This is a genomic window from Marinomonas sp. SBI8L, from assembly GCF_001624705.1.
Lineage (GTDB): Bacteria > Pseudomonadota > Gammaproteobacteria > Pseudomonadales > Marinomonadaceae > Marinomonas.
In genome coordinates this window covers 1-22,922 of sequence record NZ_JSEO01000019.1, presented here as the reverse complement: position 1 = coordinate 22,922, position 22,922 = coordinate 1, and the positions used below count along the sequence as shown (strand labels likewise).

General features: G+C 43.1%; 20 protein-coding genes, 4 tRNA genes and 1 rRNA gene. 6 read left to right on the top strand and 19 right to left on the bottom strand.

The genetic code is table 11. The annotated features are described in order from the left end of the window. Positions 1-11: 11 nt before the first annotated feature. The 16 genes from rpoB to OA91_RS21765 all read right to left on the bottom strand — a co-directional run bounded on the left by rpoB (position 12) and on the right by OA91_RS21765 (position 13,010). Complete coding sequence (rpoB, locus tag OA91_RS21840) at positions 12-4,112, bottom strand: DNA-directed RNA polymerase subunit beta (RefSeq protein ID WP_063339850.1); 4,101 nt, start codon at positions 4,110-4,112, stop codon at positions 12-14. A gap of 180 nt (positions 4,113-4,292) precedes the next feature. Next, entirely contained in the window at positions 4,293-4,664 is a 372-nt protein-coding gene (gene rplL / locus OA91_RS21835) for a 50S ribosomal protein L7/L12 (RefSeq protein WP_009834603.1), read from the bottom strand. Positions 4,665-4,739: 75 nt separating this feature from the next. Continuing rightward, positions 4,740-5,240: a 50S ribosomal protein L10 gene (gene rplJ, locus OA91_RS21830; RefSeq protein ID WP_009834602.1), complete on the bottom strand. Its 501-nt coding sequence runs from the start codon at positions 5,238-5,240 to the stop codon at positions 4,740-4,742. 230 nt (positions 5,241-5,470) lie between these two features. Beyond that, positions 5,471-6,166: a 50S ribosomal protein L1 gene (gene rplA / locus OA91_RS21825; RefSeq protein WP_046019626.1), complete on the bottom strand. Its 696-nt coding sequence runs from the start codon at positions 6,164-6,166 to the stop codon at positions 5,471-5,473. Further along, the gene (rplK, locus tag OA91_RS21820) at positions 6,166-6,600 is read right to left on the bottom strand and encodes a 50S ribosomal protein L11 (protein WP_046019627.1); all 435 of its coding nucleotides are present in this window, start codon (positions 6,598-6,600) and stop codon (positions 6,166-6,168) included. Before rplK ends, rplA begins: the two co-directional genes overlap by 1 nt. Before the next feature lie 49 nt (positions 6,601-6,649). Beyond that, a complete protein-coding gene (gene nusG / locus OA91_RS21815; protein ID WP_036180585.1) occupies positions 6,650-7,183 on the bottom strand; it encodes a transcription termination/antitermination protein NusG in 534 nt (177 codons plus the stop codon). A gap of 9 nt (positions 7,184-7,192) precedes the next feature. Further along, entirely contained in the window at positions 7,193-7,561 is a 369-nt protein-coding gene (secE, locus tag OA91_RS21810; RefSeq protein ID WP_046019628.1) for a preprotein translocase subunit SecE, read from the bottom strand. A gap of 39 nt (positions 7,562-7,600) precedes the next feature. Further along, positions 7,601-7,676: transfer RNA gene (locus OA91_RS21805), tRNA-Trp, on the bottom strand. Between the two features lie 117 nt (positions 7,677-7,793). Continuing rightward, a tRNA-Thr gene (locus OA91_RS21800) sits at positions 7,794-7,869 on the bottom strand. Positions 7,870-7,872: 3 nt separating this feature from the next. Continuing rightward, positions 7,873-7,946: transfer RNA gene (locus OA91_RS21795), tRNA-Gly, on the bottom strand. A gap of 4 nt (positions 7,947-7,950) precedes the next feature. Further along, positions 7,951-8,034 (bottom strand) — tRNA-Tyr (locus tag OA91_RS21790). Between the two features lie 75 nt (positions 8,035-8,109). Then, positions 8,110-8,829, bottom strand: coding sequence for a hypothetical protein (locus OA91_RS21785; protein WP_063339849.1), 720 nt, complete (start codon positions 8,827-8,829; stop codon positions 8,110-8,112). Next, positions 8,826-9,584, bottom strand: a complete 759-nt coding sequence (locus tag OA91_RS21780) for a type III pantothenate kinase (protein WP_063339848.1) — start codon at positions 9,582-9,584, stop codon at positions 8,826-8,828. Before OA91_RS21780 ends, OA91_RS21785 begins: the two co-directional genes overlap by 4 nt. Then, on the bottom strand, positions 9,568-10,515 hold the full coding sequence (locus tag OA91_RS21775) for a biotin--[acetyl-CoA-carboxylase] ligase (RefSeq protein ID WP_063339847.1): 948 nt from the start codon (positions 10,513-10,515) through the stop codon (positions 9,568-9,570). The genes OA91_RS21780 and OA91_RS21775 overlap by 17 nt, the downstream gene beginning before the upstream one ends. A gap of 82 nt (positions 10,516-10,597) precedes the next feature. Further along, a complete protein-coding gene (locus OA91_RS21770) occupies positions 10,598-11,773 on the bottom strand; it encodes an alpha/beta hydrolase (RefSeq protein ID WP_063339846.1) in 1,176 nt (391 codons plus the stop codon). A gap of 61 nt (positions 11,774-11,834) precedes the next feature. After that, positions 11,835-13,010 carry an alpha/beta hydrolase gene (locus OA91_RS21765; RefSeq protein ID WP_063339870.1) on the bottom strand — a complete coding sequence of 392 codons (1,176 nt, stop codon included), beginning with the start codon at positions 13,008-13,010 and terminating at the stop codon, positions 11,835-11,837. 171 nt (positions 13,011-13,181) lie between these two features. Between OA91_RS21765 and OA91_RS21760 the strand changes: the two genes are divergently transcribed. The 3 genes from OA91_RS21760 to OA91_RS21750 all read left to right on the top strand — a co-directional run bounded on the left by OA91_RS21760 (position 13,182) and on the right by OA91_RS21750 (position 16,203). Then, positions 13,182-13,637, top strand: coding sequence for a GNAT family N-acetyltransferase (locus OA91_RS21760; RefSeq protein ID WP_063339845.1), 456 nt, complete (start codon positions 13,182-13,184; stop codon positions 13,635-13,637). Between the two features lie 124 nt (positions 13,638-13,761). Then, a complete protein-coding gene (locus OA91_RS21755; RefSeq protein ID WP_063339844.1) occupies positions 13,762-15,102 on the top strand; it encodes a GH1 family beta-glucosidase in 1,341 nt (446 codons plus the stop codon). Positions 15,103-15,270: 168 nt separating this feature from the next. Then, positions 15,271-16,203, top strand: coding sequence for a dienelactone hydrolase family protein (locus OA91_RS21750; RefSeq protein ID WP_063339843.1), 933 nt, complete (start codon positions 15,271-15,273; stop codon positions 16,201-16,203). Between the two features lie 98 nt (positions 16,204-16,301). On the opposite strand, the gene OA91_RS21745 is transcribed toward OA91_RS21750, so the two are convergent. Then, the gene (locus tag OA91_RS21745) at positions 16,302-17,027 is read right to left on the bottom strand and encodes a hypothetical protein (RefSeq protein ID WP_063339842.1); all 726 of its coding nucleotides are present in this window, start codon (positions 17,025-17,027) and stop codon (positions 16,302-16,304) included. 223 nt (positions 17,028-17,250) lie between these two features. Between OA91_RS21745 and OA91_RS21740 the strand changes: the two genes are divergently transcribed. Then, the gene (locus OA91_RS21740; RefSeq protein WP_063339841.1) at positions 17,251-18,675 is read left to right on the top strand and encodes an aldehyde dehydrogenase family protein; all 1,425 of its coding nucleotides are present in this window, start codon (positions 17,251-17,253) and stop codon (positions 18,673-18,675) included. A 123-nt stretch (positions 18,676-18,798) separates the two neighbouring features. Here the strand turns inward: OA91_RS21740 and OA91_RS21735 are convergent, their stop codons facing one another. After that, positions 18,799-19,764 (bottom strand): NAD(P)-dependent oxidoreductase, encoded by a 966-nt coding sequence (locus OA91_RS21735; protein WP_046019642.1) that lies wholly within the window; start codon positions 19,762-19,764, stop codon positions 18,799-18,801. Positions 19,765-19,996: 232 nt separating this feature from the next. On the opposite strand from OA91_RS21735, the gene OA91_RS21730 reads away from it, so the two are divergent. Both OA91_RS21730 and OA91_RS21725 read left to right on the top strand, forming a co-directional pair. Beyond that, entirely contained in the window at positions 19,997-20,944 is a 948-nt protein-coding gene (locus OA91_RS21730; protein ID WP_231870437.1) for a LysR substrate-binding domain-containing protein, read from the top strand. A gap of 84 nt (positions 20,945-21,028) precedes the next feature. After that, positions 21,029-22,195 carry a PQQ-dependent sugar dehydrogenase gene (locus tag OA91_RS21725; RefSeq protein ID WP_063339839.1) on the top strand — a complete coding sequence of 389 codons (1,167 nt, stop codon included), beginning with the start codon at positions 21,029-21,031 and terminating at the stop codon, positions 22,193-22,195. Between the two features lie 371 nt (positions 22,196-22,566). On the opposite strand, the gene rrf is transcribed toward OA91_RS21725, so the two are convergent. Continuing rightward, a 5S ribosomal RNA gene (rrf, locus tag OA91_RS21720) occupies positions 22,567-22,681 on the bottom strand. Positions 22,682-22,922 lie beyond the last annotated feature (241 nt).

The following is a 22,922-nucleotide window of genomic DNA, read 5'->3' as shown; positions in this document are numbered from 1 at the left end:
ATAATTCGTGCTTAATCTACTTCAAGTTCAATATCGATACCAAGAGAGCGAATCTCTTTGACCAATACATTGAAGGATTCAGGCATACCTGGTTCCATTCTGTGATCACCATCTACGATGTTTTTATACATCTTAGTACGGCCATTCACATCATCAGATTTCACTGTTAGCATTTCTTGCAATGTATATGCAGCACCATAAGCTTCAAGTGCCCACACCTCCATCTCACCGAAACGCTGACCACCGAATTGAGCTTTACCACCCAACGGCTGCTGTGTAACCAGACTGTATGAACCAGTAGAACGCGCGTGCATCTTATCATCAACCAAGTGGTTCAACTTAAGCATGTACATGTAACCAACAGTTACAGGACGCTCAAAAGATTCACCGGTACGACCGTTGAACAATTTGATTTGTCCGCTTTCATTGATACCAGCAAGACGTAACATACGCTTGATCTCCGACTCTTTAGCACCATCAAAGGCACCAGAAGCCATCGGAATACCGCCTTTCAGATTACCCGCTAACTCCATGATGTCATCATCAGAGAAGCTATCAAGATCTTCTGAACGAGCACACTGCACACCACCTTCATGACCGTTATACACTTCATCAAGGAAAGTACGCAATTCAGCAACATGTCCCGCTTTCTCGCGCTCAACTTCTAGCATTTCATTGATCTTACGACCAAGGCCTTTAGAAGCTGCACCCAAGTGAGTCTCAAGTACCTGACCAACGTTCATTCGCGAAGGTACACCCAATGGGTTTAGTACGATATCAACTGGGTCACCATTTTCGTCATACGGCATATCTTCAACAGGCATGATCTTAGAGATTACACCCTTGTTACCGTGACGGCCGGCCATTTTATCACCAGGCTGGATGCGACGCTTGATCGCTACATAAACTTTAACAATCTTAAGTACGCCAGGCGCAAGATCATCACCGCTTTGTAGTTTACGTTTCTTATCTTCGAACTTCGCATCTAACTCTTTACGACGCTCAACTAGAGCAGCTTGCGCCTTCTCTAATTGCTCACTCGCAACTTCGTCAATTACGCGAATCTTGAACCACTCAGAGTGCTCAAGCGCCTCTAGATAATCAGCAGAGATAATTGAGTTCTTAGCTAGCCCAGGACCGCCTTCAACAGCTTGTCCCACTAGAGCTTCAGCCAAACGCTCAAAAGTTGCTTGCTCAACAATACGGAATTCTTCATTCAAGTCTTTACGAACTTGATCTAACTGAGATTTCTCGATTGATTTAGCACGCTCATCTTTATCAATACCATCACGTGTAAATACTTGAACGTCGATAACTGTACCGCGCGTACCTGTTTTAACACGTTGCGATGTATCTTTAACATCAGATGCTTTTTCACCGAAGATAGCACGTAATAGCTTCTCTTCTGGTGTTAGTTGAGTTTCACCTTTAGGAGTTACTTTACCAACTAGGATATCGCCTGGTTCAACTTCAGCACCGATATAAACGATACCTGATTGATCAAGCTTAGATAACGCACCTTCACCAACATTTGGAATATCCGCTGTGATTTCTTCTGGCCCAAGCTTAGTATCTCGAGCAACACAGGTTAGTTCCTGAATATGGATAGAAGTGAAGCGATCTTCTTCAACAACGCGCTCAGATACTAGGATCGAGTCCTCGAAGTTGAAACCGTTCCAAGGCATGAAAGCGATACGCATGTTTTGACCAAGAGCCAATTCACCCATATCAACAGAAGGACCATCAGCCATGATGTCACCAGAAGCAACACTCTCACCTTTCATTACCAAGGTGCGCTGATTAATACAGGTATTTTGGTTAGAGCGTACATATTTAGTTAAGTTATAAATATCTACACCCGCCTCACCTGCAAGCGTCTCTTCAGAGTTAACACGAACCACAATACGGCTAGCATCAACTGCTTCGATCACACCACCACGGCGTGCAACAATACATACACCAGAGTCTTTAGCTACATTACGCTCCATACCTGTACCAACAACTGGCTTATCAGCCTTAAGTGTTGGAACCGCTTGACGTTGCATGTTCGAACCCATCAAAGCTCGGTTAGCATCATCGTGCTCTAGGAATGGAATCAATGAAGCAGCCACAGAAACGACCTGACGCGGTGACACGTCCATTAGGTTCACTTTCTCTTTCTGGATCAATGTTGTTTCATGCATGTGACGAACCTGAACCAGTTCATCAGTTAGACGACCTTCACCATCTACTTTTACAGACGCTTGAGCAATTACGTACTTAGCTTCGTCGATAGCAGATACATAGACAGTCTCATCTGTCATCTTGCCATCAACAACCTTACGGTATGGCGTTTCTAAGAAGCCATAACTATTTGTACGCGCGTAAGTAGAAAGGGAGTTAATCAAACCAATGTTTGGTCCCTCTGGTGTTTCGATAGGACATACACGACCATAGTGAGTCGCATGTACGTCACGTACCTCAAAACCAGCACGCTCACGAGTTAGACCACCGGGGCCTAATGCAGAAACACGACGCTTGTGAGTAATTTCAGACAATGGATTGTTTTGGTCCATGAACTGAGACAACTGACTAGAGCCGAAGAATTCTTTGATTGCAGCAGCAACAGGTTTCGCGTTTAGCAAGTCTTGTGGCATTAGGCCATCAGCTTCTGCCATAGACAGACGCTCTTTCACTGCACGCTCAACTCGTACCAAACCAACGCGGAATTGGTTTTCTGCCATTTCACCAACAGAACGAATACGACGGTTACCTAGGTGATCGATATCATCAACCATGCCATTACCGTTACGGATATCAAGCAGGGTCTTAAGAACAGCGACGATATCGTCGTTATCCAAAATGCCCGCACCCGTATCTTCATCACGGCCTAGACGGCGGTTAAACTTCATACGACCAACGCCAGATAGATCATAGCGATCTTCTGTGAAGAACAAGCCTTGGAATAGACCTTCAGCAGATTCTTTAGTTGGTGGCTCACCAGGACGCATCATACGGTAGATTTCTACCAACGCTTCTAGTGGGTTGTTTGTTGGGTCGATACGTAAAGTATCAGAAATGAAAGGACCGTGATCCAAATCATTTGTATATAGCGTTTCGATTTCTTTAATGCCAGCCGCTACTAATGCTTCCAACAATTCAACTGTCAATTCAGTGTTTGCTTCAGAAATCAATGCACCCGTTGCAGAGTCCACTAAATTAGTCGCAGTTACTTTACCCAGCATATACTCTAGCGGAACGCTCAAGCGCTCAACGCCTGCTTTATCCATAGCTCGGATATGCTTAGCAGTAACACGACGACCTTCTTCAACAATAACCTTACCTTCAGTATCGGTAATGTTAAACATTGCAGTCTCGCCACGCAGACGATTTGCAATCAACTCCATCTCAAAGCCATCACGGCCAAGATAGAATTTCGTTGTTTCGAAGAAAGTTTCTAAAATTTGCTCAGTGTTATAACCCAAGGCACGTAGTAAAATTGTTACTGGCAATTTACGACGACGGTCGATACGTACGAAGACGCAATCTTTTGGATCAAACTCGAAATCCAACCAAGAACCACGGTATGGAATTACACGGGCAGAATGAAGCAATTTACCTGAAGAGTGTGTCTTACCACGATCGTGATCGAAGAAAACACCAGGTGAACGATGCAACTGAGATACGATTACACGCTCAGTTCCATTAATAACAAAAGTACCATTTTCTGTCATGAGCGGAATTTCGCCCATGTAGACTTCTTGCTCGCGAATATCTTTGATGGCTTTATTAGACGATTCTTTATCATAAATGATAAGTCGTACGCGCACTCTCAAAGGAGCAGCATAAGTCACACCACGAAGTTGACATTCTTTAACATCAAAAACTGGCTTACCTAAACGGTAATCAACATATTCTAGCGCTGCATTGCCGGAAAAGCTGACCATTGGAAAGACAGATTTAAAGGCCCCATGCAGACCTAAGTCCCCGCGCTCTGCAAGAGGTTTCCCTTCTTGCAAGAAATTACGATAGGATTCAAGCTGAATTGCCAGCAAGTATGGCACATCCAAAACGGGCGGCAGTTTACCGAAATCCTTACGGATACGTTTTCTCTCAGTGTATGAGTAAGCCATCAGCATTCCCCAGCTTGTGCACATTGACGCAAAAGGCCCTCAAACAGGCCTTACCGAAATAAGAGACATTCTCTTACTTTAAAAATTCAAAATTTATTTAGGTGTAAACCTAAAAAGGCCGGTGACATAAAGTCACCAGCCATTCCGACTAAAAGTCGAAGTGCGAAAATACAAGTAGCATTACTTGATTTCGACAGAAGCACCAGCTTCTTCAAGAGCAGTTTTAAGAGCTTCAGCATCTTCTTTAGATACAGCTTCTTTAACTGTTGCAGGAGCGCCGTCAACCATGCCTTTAGCTTCTTTCAAGCCAAGACCAGTAGCTGCACGTACTGCTTTGATTACGTTTACTTTCTTATCGCCAACAGCAGTAAGAACAACGTCAAATTCAGTTTGTTCTTCAGCAGCCGCACCAGCATCGCCAGCAGGACCAGCAGCTACAGCAGCAGCTGCAGATACACCGAATTTTTCTTCCATTGCTGAAATTAATTCAACAACATCCATTACAGACATTTCTGCTACTGCATTGATGATATCTTCTTTAGATAGAGCCATGACTCAGATTCCTAGCATTTTTTAACAATATTACCCGTAGGCAATTAAACAAAATAAATTCAAAAAGCGCGCTTATTACGCTGCTTCTTGCTCTTTCTGATCGCGAACTGCTGCAAGTGTACGTACGAATTTGCTTGTTGCGCCTTGAATAACACTCATCAAGCGTGCAATTGCTTCGTCGTATGTAGGCAGAGTCGCCAAACGATCAATGTCGCCAGCTGGGATCAACTCACCGTTGAACGCCAACGCTTTAACTTCTAGTTGATCATTTTCTTTTGCAAATTTCTTAAGCAGACGCGCTGCAGCACCTGGGTGCTCGTTAGAAAATGCAATCAGAGTAGGACCAACAAAGCTATCTTGCAAGCATTCGAAGTCTGAACCTTCAACAGCACGTTTAGCTAGAGTGTTACGTACTACACGTACATAAACACCAGCTTCACGAGCTTCTTTGCGCAATGCAGTCATCGCACCCACGGTAACACCGCGAGAGTCAGCAACAACCGCAGACAACGCAACTTTGGCAGCTTCGTTTACTTCGGCAACAATGGCTTTTTTGTCTTCTAGACCTAATGCCACTGGTTTTCTCCTGGATTGACAGGGATAAAAGCATCCCCAATTTTACCAATTCCCCAACTAAATGTTGGAGTACTCACTGGTGAGCTGGATCCAGTTAATCTGAATCGGGACCACACCATCTGCGCAGGACAAACATTTCACAATGTTTAATTAAACCTTTCGATTCCTACGGTCTTTGACGGCCTCTGAATTATATTTATATATAAAACACAGAGACCCCAAAGTTTGATTTAGAAGCTCAAAGAACCTAAATCAAGTACCAAACCAGGTCCCATTGTAGAGGACAAGGTTACTTTCTTCATGTAGACACCTTTAGCAGAAGCAGGCTTAGCGCGACGTAGGTCACCCAATAGCGCTTCAAGGTTGCCTTTAACAGCATCAGCAGTAAAGTCGATAGAACCAACACCTGCATGGATGATACCGTTTTTGTCTGTGCGGTAACGCGCTTGACCAGCTTTAGCGTTCTTAACAGCCGTTGCAACATCAGGAGTTACAGTACCCACTTTCGGGTTAGGCATAAGACCACGTGGACCAAGAATCTGACCCAACTGACCAACAACACGCATAGCGTCTGGAGATGCGATTACAACATCAAAATCCAACTCGCCTTCTTTAACTTTTGCTGCTAGGTCATCAAAACCTACAACATCAGCACCAGCAGCTAGAGCAGCTTCAGCATTTGCGCCTTGAGCGAAAACAGCAACACGTACATCTTTACCAGTACCATTTGGTAGCACAGTAGCACCACGAACAGCTTGGTCAGATTTACGTGGGTCAACACCCAAGTTTACAGATACGTCTACAGATTCTTTAAACTTAACAGTAGAAAGCTCAGATAAAAGCGCTACCGCTTCTTCAACAGAGTACTGTTTAGTAGATTCAACTTTTTCAGCGATCAAACGAGCGCGTTTAGTTAGCTTAGCCATTAGTTAACACCTTCTACATCAAGACCCATAGCGCGTGCGCTACCAGCGATAGTACGAACTGCCGCATCCATATCAGCTGCAGTCAGATCTTCTGCTTTAGCTGTAGCAATCTCTTCAAGTTGAGCACGTGTAACAGTACCAACTTTTTGAGTGTTTGGACGTGGAGAACCACTCTTAAGGCCAGCTGCTTTCTTAAGAAGCACTGAAGCAGGAGTAGATTTAGTTTCGAAAGTGAAACTACGATCACTGTAAACAGTGATAATTACAGGTGTTGGAAGACCTGGCTCAACGCCTTGAGTTTTAGCATTGAACGCTTTACAGAATTCCATGATATTCACACCATGTTGACCTAGAGCAGGACCAACTGGCGGACTTGGGTTCGCTTGACCCGCTTTAACTTGTAGCTTGATATAAGCTTCGACTTTCTTAGCCATTTTTTAACTCCGTTTGGGTCACAGCCCTAAGGCTACCCGGTTATAAATATCAGGACTTTTCGACCTGACTAAATTCCAAATCAACAGGTGTTGAGCGTCCGAAGATAAGCACAGCAACCTTGATTCGGCTTTTATCATAGTCCGCTTCTTCAACAACACCGTTAAAGTCAGCAAATGGACCATCAATCACTCGCACAACCTCACCCACTTCGAACAATGTCTTAGGACGAGGATTATCAGCGCGATCACTAACACGCTGCAATATCGCATCAGCTTCTCTTTCTGTAATTGGAGAAGGCTTATCAGCTGTTCCACCAATAAAACCTAGCACACGACTAGTACCCTTCACCAAGTGCCAAGAGTCGTCGTTCATATCCATCTGAACTAATACATAGCCAGGATAGAACTTTCTTTCGCTCTTGCGCTTTTTGCCATCTCGAATCTCAACTACTTCTTCAGTTGGGACCAAGATTTCACCAAAATAGTCTTCCATGCCCATGATCTGAACCCGTTCTGTAAGCGAACGCATCACGTGCTTTTCATACCCTGAGTACGCATGTACTACATACCAATGTTTCGCCACGAACAACTCCTAACCTATTACCGCAGAGACAATCCAGCCAAGAAGCGAATCAACTCCCCACAGCACAAGAGACATAAAAATTACAACTGCCAACACGATCAAAGTTGTTTGAACGGTTTCTTGTCTTGTTGGCCATACAACACGGCGAATTTCTGTCTTTGCTTCACGAGCCAACACAGAGAACGCCTTACCTTTAACCGTCTGCAAACCTATAAAACCAGCCAAACCAGCTAAAACTAAAATAGCTATCAGCCTATACAGCAACGATTCTTCAGAAAAATAGTTATTACCGACCACAGCAACAGTGACCAGCAGCACAACAGCAACCCACTTAAAAACATCAGCGCGAGGTGCTTGAGCTTCAGTACTTGAACTCATATTTCAGGTGATCCCTAGCAAAGAATTAGGATGTGAAATTGGCAGGCCAGGAGGGATTCGAACCCCCGACATTCGGTTTTGGAGACCGACGCTCTACCAGCTGAACTACTGGCCTACATTCACATGGGCGGTGGATGATACCGACTTACAAAGTAATTCGCAAGTGGTTTTGCCCAAAAAACAGACAATAAAAAAGGCGTATCGCCACCCTATTTATTTTTTGAAGTAACACTGGAGCTCATGAGCAGATTTGAACTGCCGACCTCACCCTTACCAAGGGTGTGCTCTACCAACTGAGCTACATGAGCAATTGGAGCGAGTAGCGGGAATCGAACCCGCATCATCAGCTTGGAAGGCTGAGGTTCTACCATTGTACCATACTCGCAAATTGGTGGAGGGAGGTGGATTCGAACCACCGAAACTTTCGTGGCAGATTTACAGTCTGCTCCCTTTGGCCACTCGGGAACCCCTCCACTACTGCAACTAACTCTTGCAATAACCCCAAAAGGTGCGAGTCATTATATGAATAGAAAATGCAATTGCAACACCTAACAAGGATTTTTTTCTAACTTTATCATCATCTTGCCGAAATTAATTTGTCCAATGAACTTCTTCCACTCGGATTCATTAATACCCTGACTAATTTCTATCACAGAGAGAGGCACTTTTCTTAAGTGCGGATACACCCTAACATCAAAGCCAGATAAATCGCTGATTCTAAGGCGCTCTTTTTCTGCTGTAACTGCAACTGAATATAAACCCAAAGAGATACGATTTTTCATCTCTCCGCGGTTAATAATGAAACTATCGATATCCCGCACTTTGAGTGCTCTTACTACCCTATTTGCCTGTTCTCGAGTGTCTGGAGCGCTTATGTAAAGCCAGAACTTTTGCCTCTCTCCTTCCATTTTAGACTCGATGTACTGCCAACCTAAAGCATCAATCTGCGGTAGAAAAGCGCGCTTATCTTGCTCTTTCTCAAACTCAATATGAGGGCAATACATTTGATTAGCATCAAGCGAACTTAACTGTTCAAACGCACCTGTAATCTCTCTTAACTCTTGCTCAACAGCCTTAAATTCAATTTGTTTTGCTGTTGGCTCTGGTTTTTTAACCACTTTTGGCACTTCGCTGAGTGTCAGTATCTTTTGACTAACAGGTGGCGCATAAACAGGCTCGGCTGCGACTTCTTTATTAATCGCTACGAAATTAAACCAACCAAAAACACCGATATTGCTAATCACTAGCAATAGAAATAACCACTTCATGCTTGGCTCACCCACTCATCACCTAATTTTTTTGCCCCTAAAAGAACTAAGTTAGGCTCAAACAACCCTTCAATACCCAGTGCTTTCATAATCCTCTCACCATTTCCCCCTGTGAATACACAGCGGCTTTCTTTATTCTGAGCACACACTCTCTCAACTAACGCCAAGGTCATTTCCCAACAACCTAGATGCACTGCCAAGCCAGTATTATTGATAATGCCTTGATAGTCTTTTAAATCTTCCTCATTAAAGCGAATTTTTCCTGTATTCGCCACCAGCATACTTTCCATCATGGCTTGCCCTGGAACGATATAACCGCCTTGATACTGGCCAGTAGCAGGAACAAACTCTACCTTTAGCGCGGTTCCCGCATCAATAACTAGGGTATCCTGAGTGTTATCATAAGCGGCGAGAACAGTTAACCAACGATCCACACCTAAACGAGACACATCCTCATAAGAGTTTTTTACACCACATGAGTAAGGTTCGCTCTTAAGCTCATAACAAGGAGCACCAGAAAACTTGTCTGCTATGAAGTTTCTCAACAACGCTTCTTGTTCTGGGCTTCTAACACTCGCAAAATAAATACTATCCGGCTGGTAAGCTAAAATACTTTCTCCCGCCTCATCAATTGACTCAGCAGGATACAACTGAATATCGCGTCCAATTAGCAATAAGTCTTCTCCGTCAAATGCAGCCCACTTTACACAAGTATTCCCTGCATCAACCACAAGTACCCTATTGTTTACGGACACTAGCTTCTCCTCCGTGCAAGGCCTTAACTACGCCCTCTTGCTCGAATAACAAAGCCCCTTTCGCATCAATTCCGCGAGCAATACCAAACTCTTCAAGCTTACCATTGATCATTTTGATAGGCTGATTTTTCAACACGTCTTGCTGCATCCATTCAGTTAAATAGGCAGCCAAACCATCTCCTTGATCGAACGTTTTACAAACGATCTCCAGCTCACTTACCAAATCAGCAAGTATTTGGTTACGACTGACTGTTTGAGATGTTTCGTGTCTAACATCAGTCCATGGTTGCTCAACATCTGTCATATCCTGTTCTGACATGGACACATTTAACCCAATTCCAATAATGACATCGCAAATATCCTGATCAGCCACCATCTCTAGTAAAATGCCACAAATCTTTCGGCCTTCAACTTGAACATCATTGGGCCATTTCAAACCGACAGACTCAACACCATGCTTTTTCAGCACTCGAGCAACAACAGCCCCAACAGCAAGACTTAGACCTTCAACCGCCGAAATACCACTTTCAAAACGCCAACCAAATGACATCATGATATTTTTGGCAACACCGCCCTGCCATTGACGCCCACGACGCCCCTTACCCTGATTTTGAATTTCAGTCGCTATAACGATAGGGAGCCCTGAGCCTGAGCTAATATGTTTTTTTACATCATCGTTAGTGGATTTAGTTTCAAAGCAAACTTTAATTGGCACATTCAACCCCATACCATCTAATTTGGTCTGGTCTAAAAGCTCAATTTCATGGGGGAGTCGATAACCTCTTCCTTTTACTGAATGCAATTTAATACCTAGAGTCTCAAGCTTTTTTAATTTCTTCCAGATAGCCGCTCTAGTCACACCGAGTGCTTCCCCTAGCTCTTCTCCTGAATGAAACTGACTATCTGCCAACAAGAGCAATAGATCACGCATGCTTTTCTCCAAACTTTATCTATCTGGGTAACTAGCTCTTAAGTGCTAGTCCCCACTAACGAAGCGAAATTTTATCGTATTTTTATGATTGGGTGTTGATGAATTGCGCTATTTGATCAACCAGACGATTAAAGTCAGGGTTCCAACTTAGGCGCCCACCATAGGGACTTTTTTCATTCAAAAGTTCACCCTTTTCACCCAACCAATTCATTTTATCTTGCTTACAGCTTTTTAATTCTTCTTCTTGATACCAAGAACACACTCGGTACTGCCCATTCTTTCCATAATAGGTATCGTTAGGGTCCATATGCGCGGACATATGAGATAGCCCAGTAATTCTTAAATCTTCGTTATAAGCATTAAACTCTTGCACCCTAGCATCATCAAAATCAACGGCATGATTTGAGTAAAGCCACACTTTTGAATGAGCATTGACCATGGTGCGCTTAAAGTAGTCCAAGGTAACATGGCTATCTACCGTAGAATCTTCTGCCGACATAACAACAAAAGTAGGCAGTGTCATATTCTGATCTTCTAAGCCATCTCTTACTTCTGCCGCCAGTTCATAAGCTTGCGCGATAGCAGGTACGGGAATAGAGGCGTATTTAGCATAATCATCACTTTCTTTATGCTCTAGCCAAGTCAAAACCGGCGCTAAGTAAGGTGATAACCAATCAATACTCGAATTGATCTTTAGTAGTGGCGAAAATAACACCAAACCTTTTACATCTGCTGTATTTTGCTTCACATAATCTAATGCCAACGCAGCACCTGTAGAGAAGCCAGCAAGGTAAAGACTGTCTGTTTCAGCCGCAAAGTTTTCTATGGCAACCCTGGTAGTCTGCCTCCACTCGCTGCGATCAACATCAATCAGATCTTCCGCTTTTGTTCCATGCCCTGGCAATAGCACAGCTCTAACCCACAAACATTGCTGAGCAAGAGCTTCTCCCATGGAGCGCAAAGAATAAGGGGAATCAGATAAGCCATGTAATAATAAAACCCCAACATTCTGCCTTTCACAGCTCTCGGCTGGTTTAATTTCAAATGGCATTACCGCGGCCTTCTCAATGGTTTTATTATTTGGGTCTAACCACTTTTTGTTATCAGACAAAAATGTATCGGCTGTTACCAAATAATCAGCAAATGTCTGACCGGGTAGCGGCATAACCGATTCACTCGCGACTAACTGAGAAAAACCGGTCACGCTTAATAGCGCTCCTAAAACTAATTGCTTTCTAATTTTTAAGAAGTGCTTCATTCACTCGCCTTTATTACTTTAAGGTTAAAATAGGCTGCTCACTAGCAAGCAGCCCATTAGTTTAATTTAGGTTCAGATTTGCATCAGATTTAATGTAATGCGCAATCTTATCCACCAGCTGGTCAAAGTCAGGGTTCCAACTTAAACGTGCTCCGTACTGACTTTTACTGGTAAGCAACGCCCCTTTTTCACCAGACCAGCCTTGCTTATCTTTTTTACACTCTGCCAAAGCATCACCTTTGTACCACTGACATACACGGTACTCCCCGTTTTGACCGTAATAAGGGTCCTTTGGGCTCATGTGCACTGACATATGCGAAAAGCCTGTAATCTTTAAGGCTTCATTATAACTATTAAACTCGGTAATACGCTTATCAGGGAAACTCACTTTTTCATTAGCGTAGAGCCAAAGCATGGATTTGGGGTTCACCATATTCTGATTGAAAAGCTTTAAAGTTGTTTGACTATTTACCGTATTATCTTCAGCTGACATAGCAACAAACACAGGGATGTCTATCGACTTTTGCTTCAACCCCCTTCGAACTTCTGTCGCTAAATGAAACACTTGCGCCATAGCAGGCACAGGAATTGATGCGTACTTAGCGTAATCATCCGGCTTTTTGTAATCCAACCAAGTTACGAATGGCGCTAATATAGGTGTTAACCAATCTGCATTAGTATTAATCTTTAGCAATGGCGAAAACAATATTAAGCCGGACAATGACACTTCAGGGCGGCTCATATAATCTAATGCAAGCGTACCTCCTGTCGAGTAACCAGCAACATAGAGAGAGTCCGTTTGTTGAGCGAAATTATAAATTGACGCCTTAACCGCCTCACGCCATTCACGACGATGAAGGTCAATAAGATCCTCTGCTCTTGTTCCATGTCCTGGCAATAGTACAGCCCTAACCCAAAGACACTCTTTAGCTAAAGCCTTCCCCATAGACTTTAGTGAGTAAGTTGAATCGGATAAACCGTGCAACAGAAGAACACCCTTACCATTTTGCTCACAAGTTGCACTTGGCTTTATTTCAAACGGCATGACAGCATCTTTCTCAAGCTGTTTATTAGCGCTTACCAACCACTCTTTATTTTGCTCTAGGAAACGATCAGTCTCAACAAGGTAGTCAGAAAATTCTTGGCCTTCTTGAGGAATCGGCCACTGTGATTGAGCAATTACAAGGCTTGAAAAAATGCTTCCAAACAAGCAAAAAAGCAATCCAATTTGCTTCATACAATTCAACATACCCTTCATGATTTAATCCCTACCATACCTTTATAGAATCAAGCTAACTCCTTAACCTAATAAGAAGATTGAAAACTTAGGCTTAATCCTATCAAATATAAGCTTATCTAAACCCATTTATTTGAAACTCCATAATTCACACACATCTAAACCCACTTTATGCCAAGCACTCTCACTCACAAGCTTATAGATAAATTGCACTTTCCCCTTGCGAAGAAGTTTTACCAAGCACATTACCCATCAGGTAAAGCGAATAAAGCAGACCCTATTTGGGCGCTTACGGAAGGCTATCAGATACGTGTTTGTCTACGTCTAAAGCAGTTCGAGGATTGTCAGCTTTTAACCGCTATGGTTACCCATCCTAATTTTCGCAAACAAGGACTAGGAAAAAGCCTATTAACGGCATTAATAAGTGATAGCACCCGGCCTCTATTAACAAAGCCCTGCTATTGCTTTGCCTTCACTCATTTAGAGGGTTTCTACCAAAAAGCAGGCTTTACTAGCATCACAGTTGAGGAGCTTCCAATAGCGCTCAAATCTAGGTATTTAGCTTATACTCAATCAGGCAAAGCCCTGATACCTATGAAGTTCGCATTACTTATCCGCAGCTCTTAATATCTTAAGAGCCTTAATCTACTTAATTTTCTTAAACCTCTTAATTTAGATATCGCTTACTTGCATCCTAACGCCCATTCTTTTTAACTCATTCCATTAAGTAGATACTAATGGAGCCCTTTACATGTCCATCTCATTACCAAGCAACTCACCATTATTACAATCAAACTTTACCTTTGGCGTTGCCACGGCGGCATTCCAGATTGAAGGAGCTAACCAACTCGATGGCAGAATTGAATCTATCTGGGATAGGTTTTGCGCGACACCTGGCAAAGTACTGAATGGTGATGACGGTAGCATAGCTTGTGATCATTACCACAAATGGCAAGAAGATATAGACCTAATCAAATCCTTGGGTGTGGATGCCTATCGTCTATCCATCGCTTGGCCACGACTAATGGATAAAGAAGGTAAAGCCAATCCGAAAGGCATCTCCTTTTATCGCAATCTATTAGAGCAGTTGAAAGCCAACCAAATTAAAACCTTTATCACACTTTACCACTGGGATTTACCTCAACATTTAGAAGAAAAGGGTGGTTGGCTTAACCGAGAGACAGCTTACAAGTTTAAAGAGTATACCCAGCTTGCTGCTGAAGAGCTTGGTCAGTGGGTAGATGTTTGGACAACCTTTAATGAACCTTGGTGCACCAGCATTCTAGGCTATGGTGAAGGCATTCATGCACCGGGTTTAAAAGATGCAGTTAAAGCAAGACAAGCTGGCCACCACGTTTTACTCGCCCATGGTTTAGCTATGCCGATTCTTAAGAAAGTTTGCCCAAATGCCCAAGCAGGTATTGTACTGAATATGAGCAAGGCTTACCCAGCTGATAATGAAGCAAGTAGCAAGATGGCAAGCCTATATGCTGAAGCCTTGGATAACCATTTCTTCATTGAGCCTTTACTAAAGGGCCAATACCCAAACATTATCAAAGCCCTATCTCCTGAGTTAATCCCTCAGATAGAAAAAGGCGATATGGATATCATAAGCCAACCTATCGACTATCTGGGTTTAAACTATTACACCTGTAATCACGCAAAATGGCATCCAGAGCTGAAACGCCAAACAATCTTAAAGCCTGTAACAGAGGTCGAATATACTCACATTGGCTGGGAGGTTAATCCAGAATCCTTAACCCAACTTTTGCTTGAACTGAACAAAGAGTACGCTCTTCCTCCTATTTATATTACGGAAAACGGTGCGGCTTGTGATGACAAGTTGATAGAGGGTGAAGTTCATGATGAGCAGCGTGTACGTTATTTAAATGCCCACCTAAATGCGATTCACAACGCCATCACAGAAGGAGTCGACATTCAGGGGTATTTCGCCTGGAGTTTAATGGACAACTTTGAATGGGCTGAAGGCTATAGCAAACGTTTTGGTTTAGTGTATGTTGATTATGGAACACAGAAGAGAAGCTTGAAAGCCAGCGCTAAAGCTTATAAAGAACTCTTGTGTTCACGCTAAATAATTAATCTTGTTTAGCAAAACCATCAAAAAAAATGTGCAAAAAACAATCAAATTAAGGCGCTTTATTGTAAAGGTGCCTTTTTTGATAGGACATATCCCTCACTATTAGCTAGCCTTTTTTATGCCAAACGGCCTCAATTTTGATTTCTATTAGGGAGTGATGCAATGCAGGTTTCAGACTTATCCCCAAAGACTCACCCAGTAAAAGACAATAAGTTAACCCCAGATCAAATCCCTCAAGAGGCGTTTGATTGGTACGATGAGTACGCTCATGGAGACATTGATAGACGCACTTTTTTAAATAGATTAGGCGCCCTTGGTGTTGCAGGTTTAAGTCTTGGTGTACTCACGAGTGCTCTTACACCTAATTACGCTCTTGCAGAGCAAGTCTCCTTTAATGATCCAGACATAACCGCCAGCTACCTGACTTTTGACTCTCCGAAAGGTTACAAAGAAGGGAAAGGCTATCTAGTTACTCCTAAGAACTTATCAGGTACAGCTCCTGCGGTACTCGTCATTCATGAAAACCGTGGCCTCAATCCTTACATTAAGGATGTCGCTAGGCGCTTAGCAAAAGCAGGCTTTGTCGCTTTTGCACCCGATGCACTGCACCCTCTTGGAGGTTACCCGGGTAATGATGATGAAGGGCGCAGCATGCAGAAAAGTCTAGATAGAAGCAAAATAGAAGCCGACTTTATGGCGGCGGCTAAAATGCTAAAAGCTCATCCGGCAAGTTCAGGCAAACTTGGTGTAGTTGGCTTCTGCTTTGGCGGCTATGCAAGCAACATGTTAGCAGCACGTTTACCAGATGTGATTGATGCAGCTGTTCCCTTCTATGGCACACCACCAAAAGAGGCTTATATTAAAGATATAAAAGCACCTCTCATGCTGCAATTTGCTCAGCTTGATAAACGCGTAAACGCCACTTGGCCTGCTTATGAAAAAGCATTAAAAGCGAATAAAGTTGACTACCAAGCCTTTATTTATGAAAAAACTAACCATGGTTTTCACAATGATTCAACAGGCCGTTACGATGAGTCCCAAGCAGAACTTGCTTGGTCTCGTACACTCGATTTCTTTAAGAAACAACTCTCCTAAAGCTTAACCAAACGCACCAGCAACAAATGTTGCTGGTGCTCTAAACTCGTTTTAATGACACTTAATTTTCTTAAATCAAAACAAACCCAAATCTGCTACTAAAATGTCATAACTAAATCCATTCCATTCAGTTTTGGCACTAGATGCCAAGAAACGGTTTCTTTTTCTATATCAGAAAAGTGCGCCTGATAAGCTTGCCACTTCTGGCTCGCTTTGGTTGGCTGAGTCCAAATAGCCAACTCACCCATCCCGATTCCGAGTGCAGCGGAACCTAAAGCATCATCACTATCACCCCATGCAGCTATCGCAGCAGCTGCAATTAAATTCACGCCTATGGTTGTTGCATGTGTTTGCCATTGGTACCTTTCGTCACTTCTTAAAGCTGTCGAACTTAACTGGGCTTCGTACTCTTTTAGCTTATATAGCTTAAGAGCCCGTTGCTCTTGTGCTGTTTCGTTTGCCAGTTCACTCACATCAGGCTCAGATAACAAAGGGACTGGTTCTAATAACATCTTTGCTAAAGCGGCGGAGGACTTCAAGCCAGACACCCAAGCGAACACTTCTTCATCATGATCATCTTCATCCAGCGCTGTTGAGAAGTTACTAATTGCACTCACCGAATAGAGCCCACTCCAGCCATATTGCCAATAAGCATAAGGACTCGAAACATCATTTATGCTCTGCTCCAAATAATTTAATCTTTCATCGATCTCAGCATCACTCATTAACGCATGCTCTGATGCAAATAAATGGCCTGATGCAGCAATACTGACACCAATACCAACACTCACCAGCCAGGTCTTTTTTATTTTATTTAGTCTCATTTGGCCTTCCTCTTTATTTTTATCATCATGAATAGGTCAAAAAAGAAGCTATCACACTATCAACAAAACACATATCTCTATACAAAATCATTACATTTAGTAATCTAAATTGGTTAGATATTTTTACCGTTTTTAGGCAAAAAATATCAATTGTTCCGCACCCTTAAGCCTATTAATCTGATTTGATCACCCAACCACTCGCTTAATTATGGAAGTCGTCCTTATGCAGCAAATAGATCAAGTTTACATAGGCGGAAATTGGCGCCCAACACAAAGCTCATCTCTTTACTCTTTGATTAATCCTGCTACCCAAGATGGCATAGCCCAAGTCAATATGGCATCACCGCAAGATGTCGAAGATGCCGTAGCGGCGGCACATAAAGCATTCGCTTCTTGGTCAAATACCAGCGTTCAAACTAGAGCAGACTATATGAATGCCATCGCTGATGGGATGCAGGCTCGCTATCAGGACTTAATTGAAGCTCATGTACTTTCTATGGGCTGCCCCGCTCACTTAGTAGGTGCCTACCATCTAGATTGTGCTATCGATGCCATGCGTTACTATGCAAAGCTTGCTTTCAACATGGAGAAAGAAACAACTAGAGAAGGCGTATTACTGACCCAAAAAGCCATAGGTGTCTGCGCACTTATCAACCCTTGGAATTACCCATTGCATCAGCTTATCGGAAAGCTCGCTCCGGCCTTAGCAGCAGGCTGCACCTTGATTGAAAAGCCTGCCGAACAAACCCCGCTAACAGACATCATCATGGCGGAGATTATGCACAAAGTTGGTCTACCTGCCGGCGTTTTTAATCTAATCTTTGGACATGGCCATGAAATAGGCCCACTACTGGCAGAACACCCCAAAGTTAATATGGTGTCTTTCACTGGCTCCACAAGAGCAGGAATAGAAGTCGCTAAGAACGCTGCCACAAGTGTTAAGCGAGTATGCCAAGAGCTAGGGGGCAAGTCGGCTTTTATCATTACCCAAGATGCTGATATCGAAGCGGCTGTTCGATATGGTGTAGAAGATGTCATGGCAAATACAGGTCAGACCTGTAATGCACTCACTCGTATGTTAATACCAAAAAGCCAATATCAAACAGTCATAAAAGTTGCTAAACAAGTCGCACTAGAACAAAACGTCGGTGACCCTAGATTAGCAGAAACCAGCATGGGGCCGCTTGCGTCAGCAAAACAGCATCAGGTGGTAAAAGACTATATTCAATTAGGCTTAGAAGAAGGTGGCAGTTTATTAACAGGAGGAGCTGAATTACCTGAGCATCTAGACAGAGGTTATTACATAAAGCCCACCATCTTTACCCAAGTCACCCCAAAAATGCGCATCGCACAAGAAGAGATCTTTGGCCCTGTGCTTTGTATCCTTACCTATGATGATATAGGGGAAGCCATAGCAATCGCCAATGATAGCCAATACGGCTTATCCTCTGCGGTTTACGCCAAGGATCCAGAATCAGCCTTAACCATTGCTAGACGATTAGAAGCAGGACAATGCTATATCCAAGGGAGCTACTTCTCCATGCACGCGCCTTTTGGCGGTGTAAAGCAATCTGGTAATGGCCGTGAATGGGGGGAAGAAGCACTAGAAGAGTATATTGAAACTCAGGCTATCATTTACCCTAGCTAATATAAGAAAAGAATAAACGCCTTCAAGGGATCAACATAGATAAGAAGCAAAAGAGAAAACAAAAAAGCTTAGTGAGCAAGAACCACTAAGCCTTTTTTCTTGAACTGCAATTTAGTTGTACTTTTAATAATCCATTCTTAGAGGAATTTTCACCTCATAACCTCTTTCTTCTTTTTCATCATCTTTCATTTGAGCGGGAAAACCTTGCCCTAATACTTTTACATCACAAGCCTCTTCTAAACGACGAATGATATTTGGCGAGAATTCCCTATCGCCATAACGGGACTGCCCATCCTTAAAGATGTCCACCACAAGAGGCGCCAGCTCTAGCGGTAAACCATGGCGTTTAGCTACTTGATCAAATAAGCCTACATCCTTAGTGACTAGATCCATCGTAAAACTGATATCACGACTACCGTTTAAAATGACTTGAGATTCGGTTTCATGCACAAAGGAATTACCAGAAGAAGCCTTGATTGCTTCGTAAGTCACGTTCATATCCAACCCCATCACCTTAGATGCCGTTAAGGCTTCAGATAGAGCAATCAGATGCACACTACATAAGTAATTCGTCACTACTTTAAGTTTTGAGGCACTACCCAGTGGGCCTGTGTGAATAATACGACGTCCCATGGTAGTTAAAATAGGTAATACTCGATCAAATGCAGCACGCTCACAGCCAGCAAAGATAGAAATGTTTCCCGTTCCCGCTCTATGACAGCCACCTGAAACAGGGCAATCAACCGCCATCCCACCTCGTGTTTCTACCTCGTCGGCAATACGCCTAACTTCTGCTTCATCTGTAGTACTCATTTCTAACCAGATAGCACCTGCTTTCAGACCTGCAATAACCCCATCATCGGCTTCCATCACTTGGGCACAGATAGCAGGCGAAGGCAAACAGGTAATAATCACATCACATGCTTGAGCAAGCACCTTTGCCGATTCAGCTGTCTTGGCACCTTTTTCTGCAAAACTTGCCATTAAGTCTTCATCAATATCTCTCACCATGAGGTCCATACCATTTCGCAGTAAACTCCCTGCCAGTTGACCTCCCACATTACCCAAGCCTACAAAACCTACTTGCATAAAAACCTCCAAATACTTGATTAGAAAAGCTTACTCACAGCAAAAGCATCAAACCTTAGACACTATGTACTGGCCTAGAATCAGAGTACCCGTGAGTTGAAAGAGGAAAATTTGATCTTTTTTTGACACTTCGGTAAAAAAAATCTTCCAATCATTTACGTGAATAGATAACGTGCTTAGTGAAAACTTAGGTAGGTAATGGGACATATAAACCAATAGGAAGAAGGTGACAGTGAAAGAGCATCGAAATGAATCTGCATTCGAACAAATCGACTTACGCAAACTTCCTCCTCTTAAAGCATTAAAAGGGTTTGAAGCCACTGCTCGTCTAGCCAGTGTTAGAGGTGCAGCAGAAGAACTAAACCTCACTCACCCAGCAATTAGTCACCAAATACAAACTTTAGAAGAGAGCCTAGCCTGTAAACTTTTTATTCGAGAAGGAAGAACTATTCGCCTTACCGAAGCAGGCTCACGCTATTATCAGTTTGTTCGACAAGCATTAAACATCCTCATAGCTGGCACAGAAGAAGTTAGAAATAACACCAGCCAGCCCCCACTTAGAGTACAGACCTATGTAACCACTTCAATTCGCTGGCTCGCACCACGTCTAAATAGGTTTCGTCAGCAGCACCCAGATATCACATTGCAAGTGAGTACCTATAGCGCAGATTGGCGCTTTGATGAAAAACACGCAGACATTGCCATTATCTATAAAACCCAACCCTTGCCTGAGCATTTAAGTTGGCAACCCTTTTTTCAGTCAAAAGTCTTCCCGGTTTGCAGCCCTGAATTCTTAGCAAAGCTACCTAGCCAGCTAGAAACCCATGACCTTAAAAACTATCCTTTGATTTCAGTCTATACCGAAAACAAATACTGGAGTTGGCAGAACTGGTTTGAATCAGCAGGCATTGATCACAAGCCTGACAACAAGGCTCAAACAAGCTTAAACTGTATGGATGTGGATACCTTGGCAGCGGCTCTAGAAATGGCCATCATCGGAGAAGGCATCGCTCTAGTAAATGGACCTTTTGCAGATAAAGATCTCGCTAGTGGTCGTTTAGTCATTCCAGTGGAGCACACAGCAAAAGGGTTTGGCGAGTGGGGCATTGTTTGCCATAAAAACCTAGTAGAAGATAAACGTATTAAGGCCTTTATTGCTTGGCTTTTAGACGAGCAATAACTTCTGCTCTTAAGGTGTTTCTTACTTATGATGAGTATCATGATAACCAGTTTAAAACTGAATTAAATAAAGGAGTGTTTCATTATGAAGCCTTGGTTAGTCACATTGACACCTGCACTGCTTTTCTCCTCTGTGCTGTCTGTTTCTCTTCTTTCCCTCTCAGTATTTTCTGGTTCAATACAAGCCGCTTCCATAAAGACAAAAACACTTTATCAAGACACGCTATTAAAAGCAGATCTTGTGAGCGAATTAGATGGTGTTATCTGGGGGCTTGCGCTGATTAATGATACAGAGGCGGTACTTACCTTAAGAAAAGGCCAAGCCTTTCACCTAGATTTAATCACTGGCAAACAAACTAAGTTATCTGGCTTGCCTAAAATTGCCACCCGTGGCCAGGGCGGTTTGCTAGATGTGGCAGCTTTCCCAGAATATGACGAATCTGGCTGGCTCTATTTCACCTATAGTAAACCTATGACTCAAGGTGCCACAGTGACCTTGGGCAGAGCCAAGCTTAGTGGTTCACAATTAATCAATTGGGAAGATGTTTTCATTACCCAGTCCGCCTCCTCTTCTGGCCAACACTTTGGCTCTCGTATTGCCTTCGATAATCAAGGTTATCTTTACTTTGGTATCGGTGATCGAGGTGAAAGACCCAATGGACAGAATCTTCAAAATCATGCGGGGTCGATTCTTAGATTACATCCGGATGGACGTATACCTAAGGACAACCCATTCGTTGGGACAGCAGCAGCTCAAGATGCGATTTGGAGTTATGGCCATAGAAACCCGCAGGGTCTCTTTTTCGATAAAGTCACCAACACGCTTTGGTCAAACGAACATGGCCCACGAGGTGGTGATGAGATAAACAAAATCAAACGCGGTGCTAATTACGGCTGGCCTATCGTCTCCCACGGTAAAGAATACTGGGGCCCAATTAGCGTGGGCGATGGCACAGAAAAAGAAGGCATCGAAAATCCATTAAAAGTCTTTATTCCTTCAATCGCACCAAGCGCCTTACACATATACCAAGGACAATTATTCGATGGCTGGCAAGGTAACCACATTTCCCTAGCATTGGCCAAAAGACACTTAAACCTAGTAACCTTCAACAGCCAAGGCGAACCAACAGAAAACCGCTATCTAGGTGAACTAGATGAAAGGTTTAGATCCATTGCGGAAGACTCAAAGGGATATTTATACATAGGAACAGATTCGGGCAAGTTGATCAGATTGTCTCGCTCTGAGAGGTAGAAGGCTTTAAGGCTATCGGCTTATTCAAGCGCGTGTTAGCGCGTCTAGCCACAAAAGCCAGCAGAGCTGGCGAATATGCATTCCTACGAAAGATCATGGGAACGAGAGATAGGCGGCTTATGATGTGTCTTTCAATAAATTTCAGATAAAAAAACCTGATCAGTGATCAGGCTTCTTACTTATCTTTAGAGAGTAATCTTGATAACGAGCCCTTTGACCCCTTAGCACCTCTCCTTGAAGAAAAGAGCCACCATCGGCGATGTCACTTCTGTAACTTTTCGGGGGGATTACCCCGGGATTACAATGTGTCTTTCGATAAATTTTAGGCAAAAAAAAAGCCTGATCATAAGATCAGGCTTTTCATATTTTAATCTTGATAACGACCTACTCTCACATGGGACCTCCCACACTACCATCGGCGATGTCACTTTTCACTTCTGAGTTCGGGATGGGATCAGGTGGTTCAACGACTCTATGATTATCAAGAAAACTGTTTTGAGGTTTATGAGTCTTAATGTCTCTTTAGACGGCTCATTCACACTCGAATACGGTGTCTTTAACAATAACTTTCTGAATAGTTTTCTCTTTATTAGAGAAGTTAACGATAACCAAGCCTCAAACCAGCTTTATCGTAATATAACGCTAAACCATTTTGGCGTTATATGGTCAAGCCTCACGAGCAATTAGTACTGGTTAGCTCAACGCCTCACAACGCTTACACACCCAG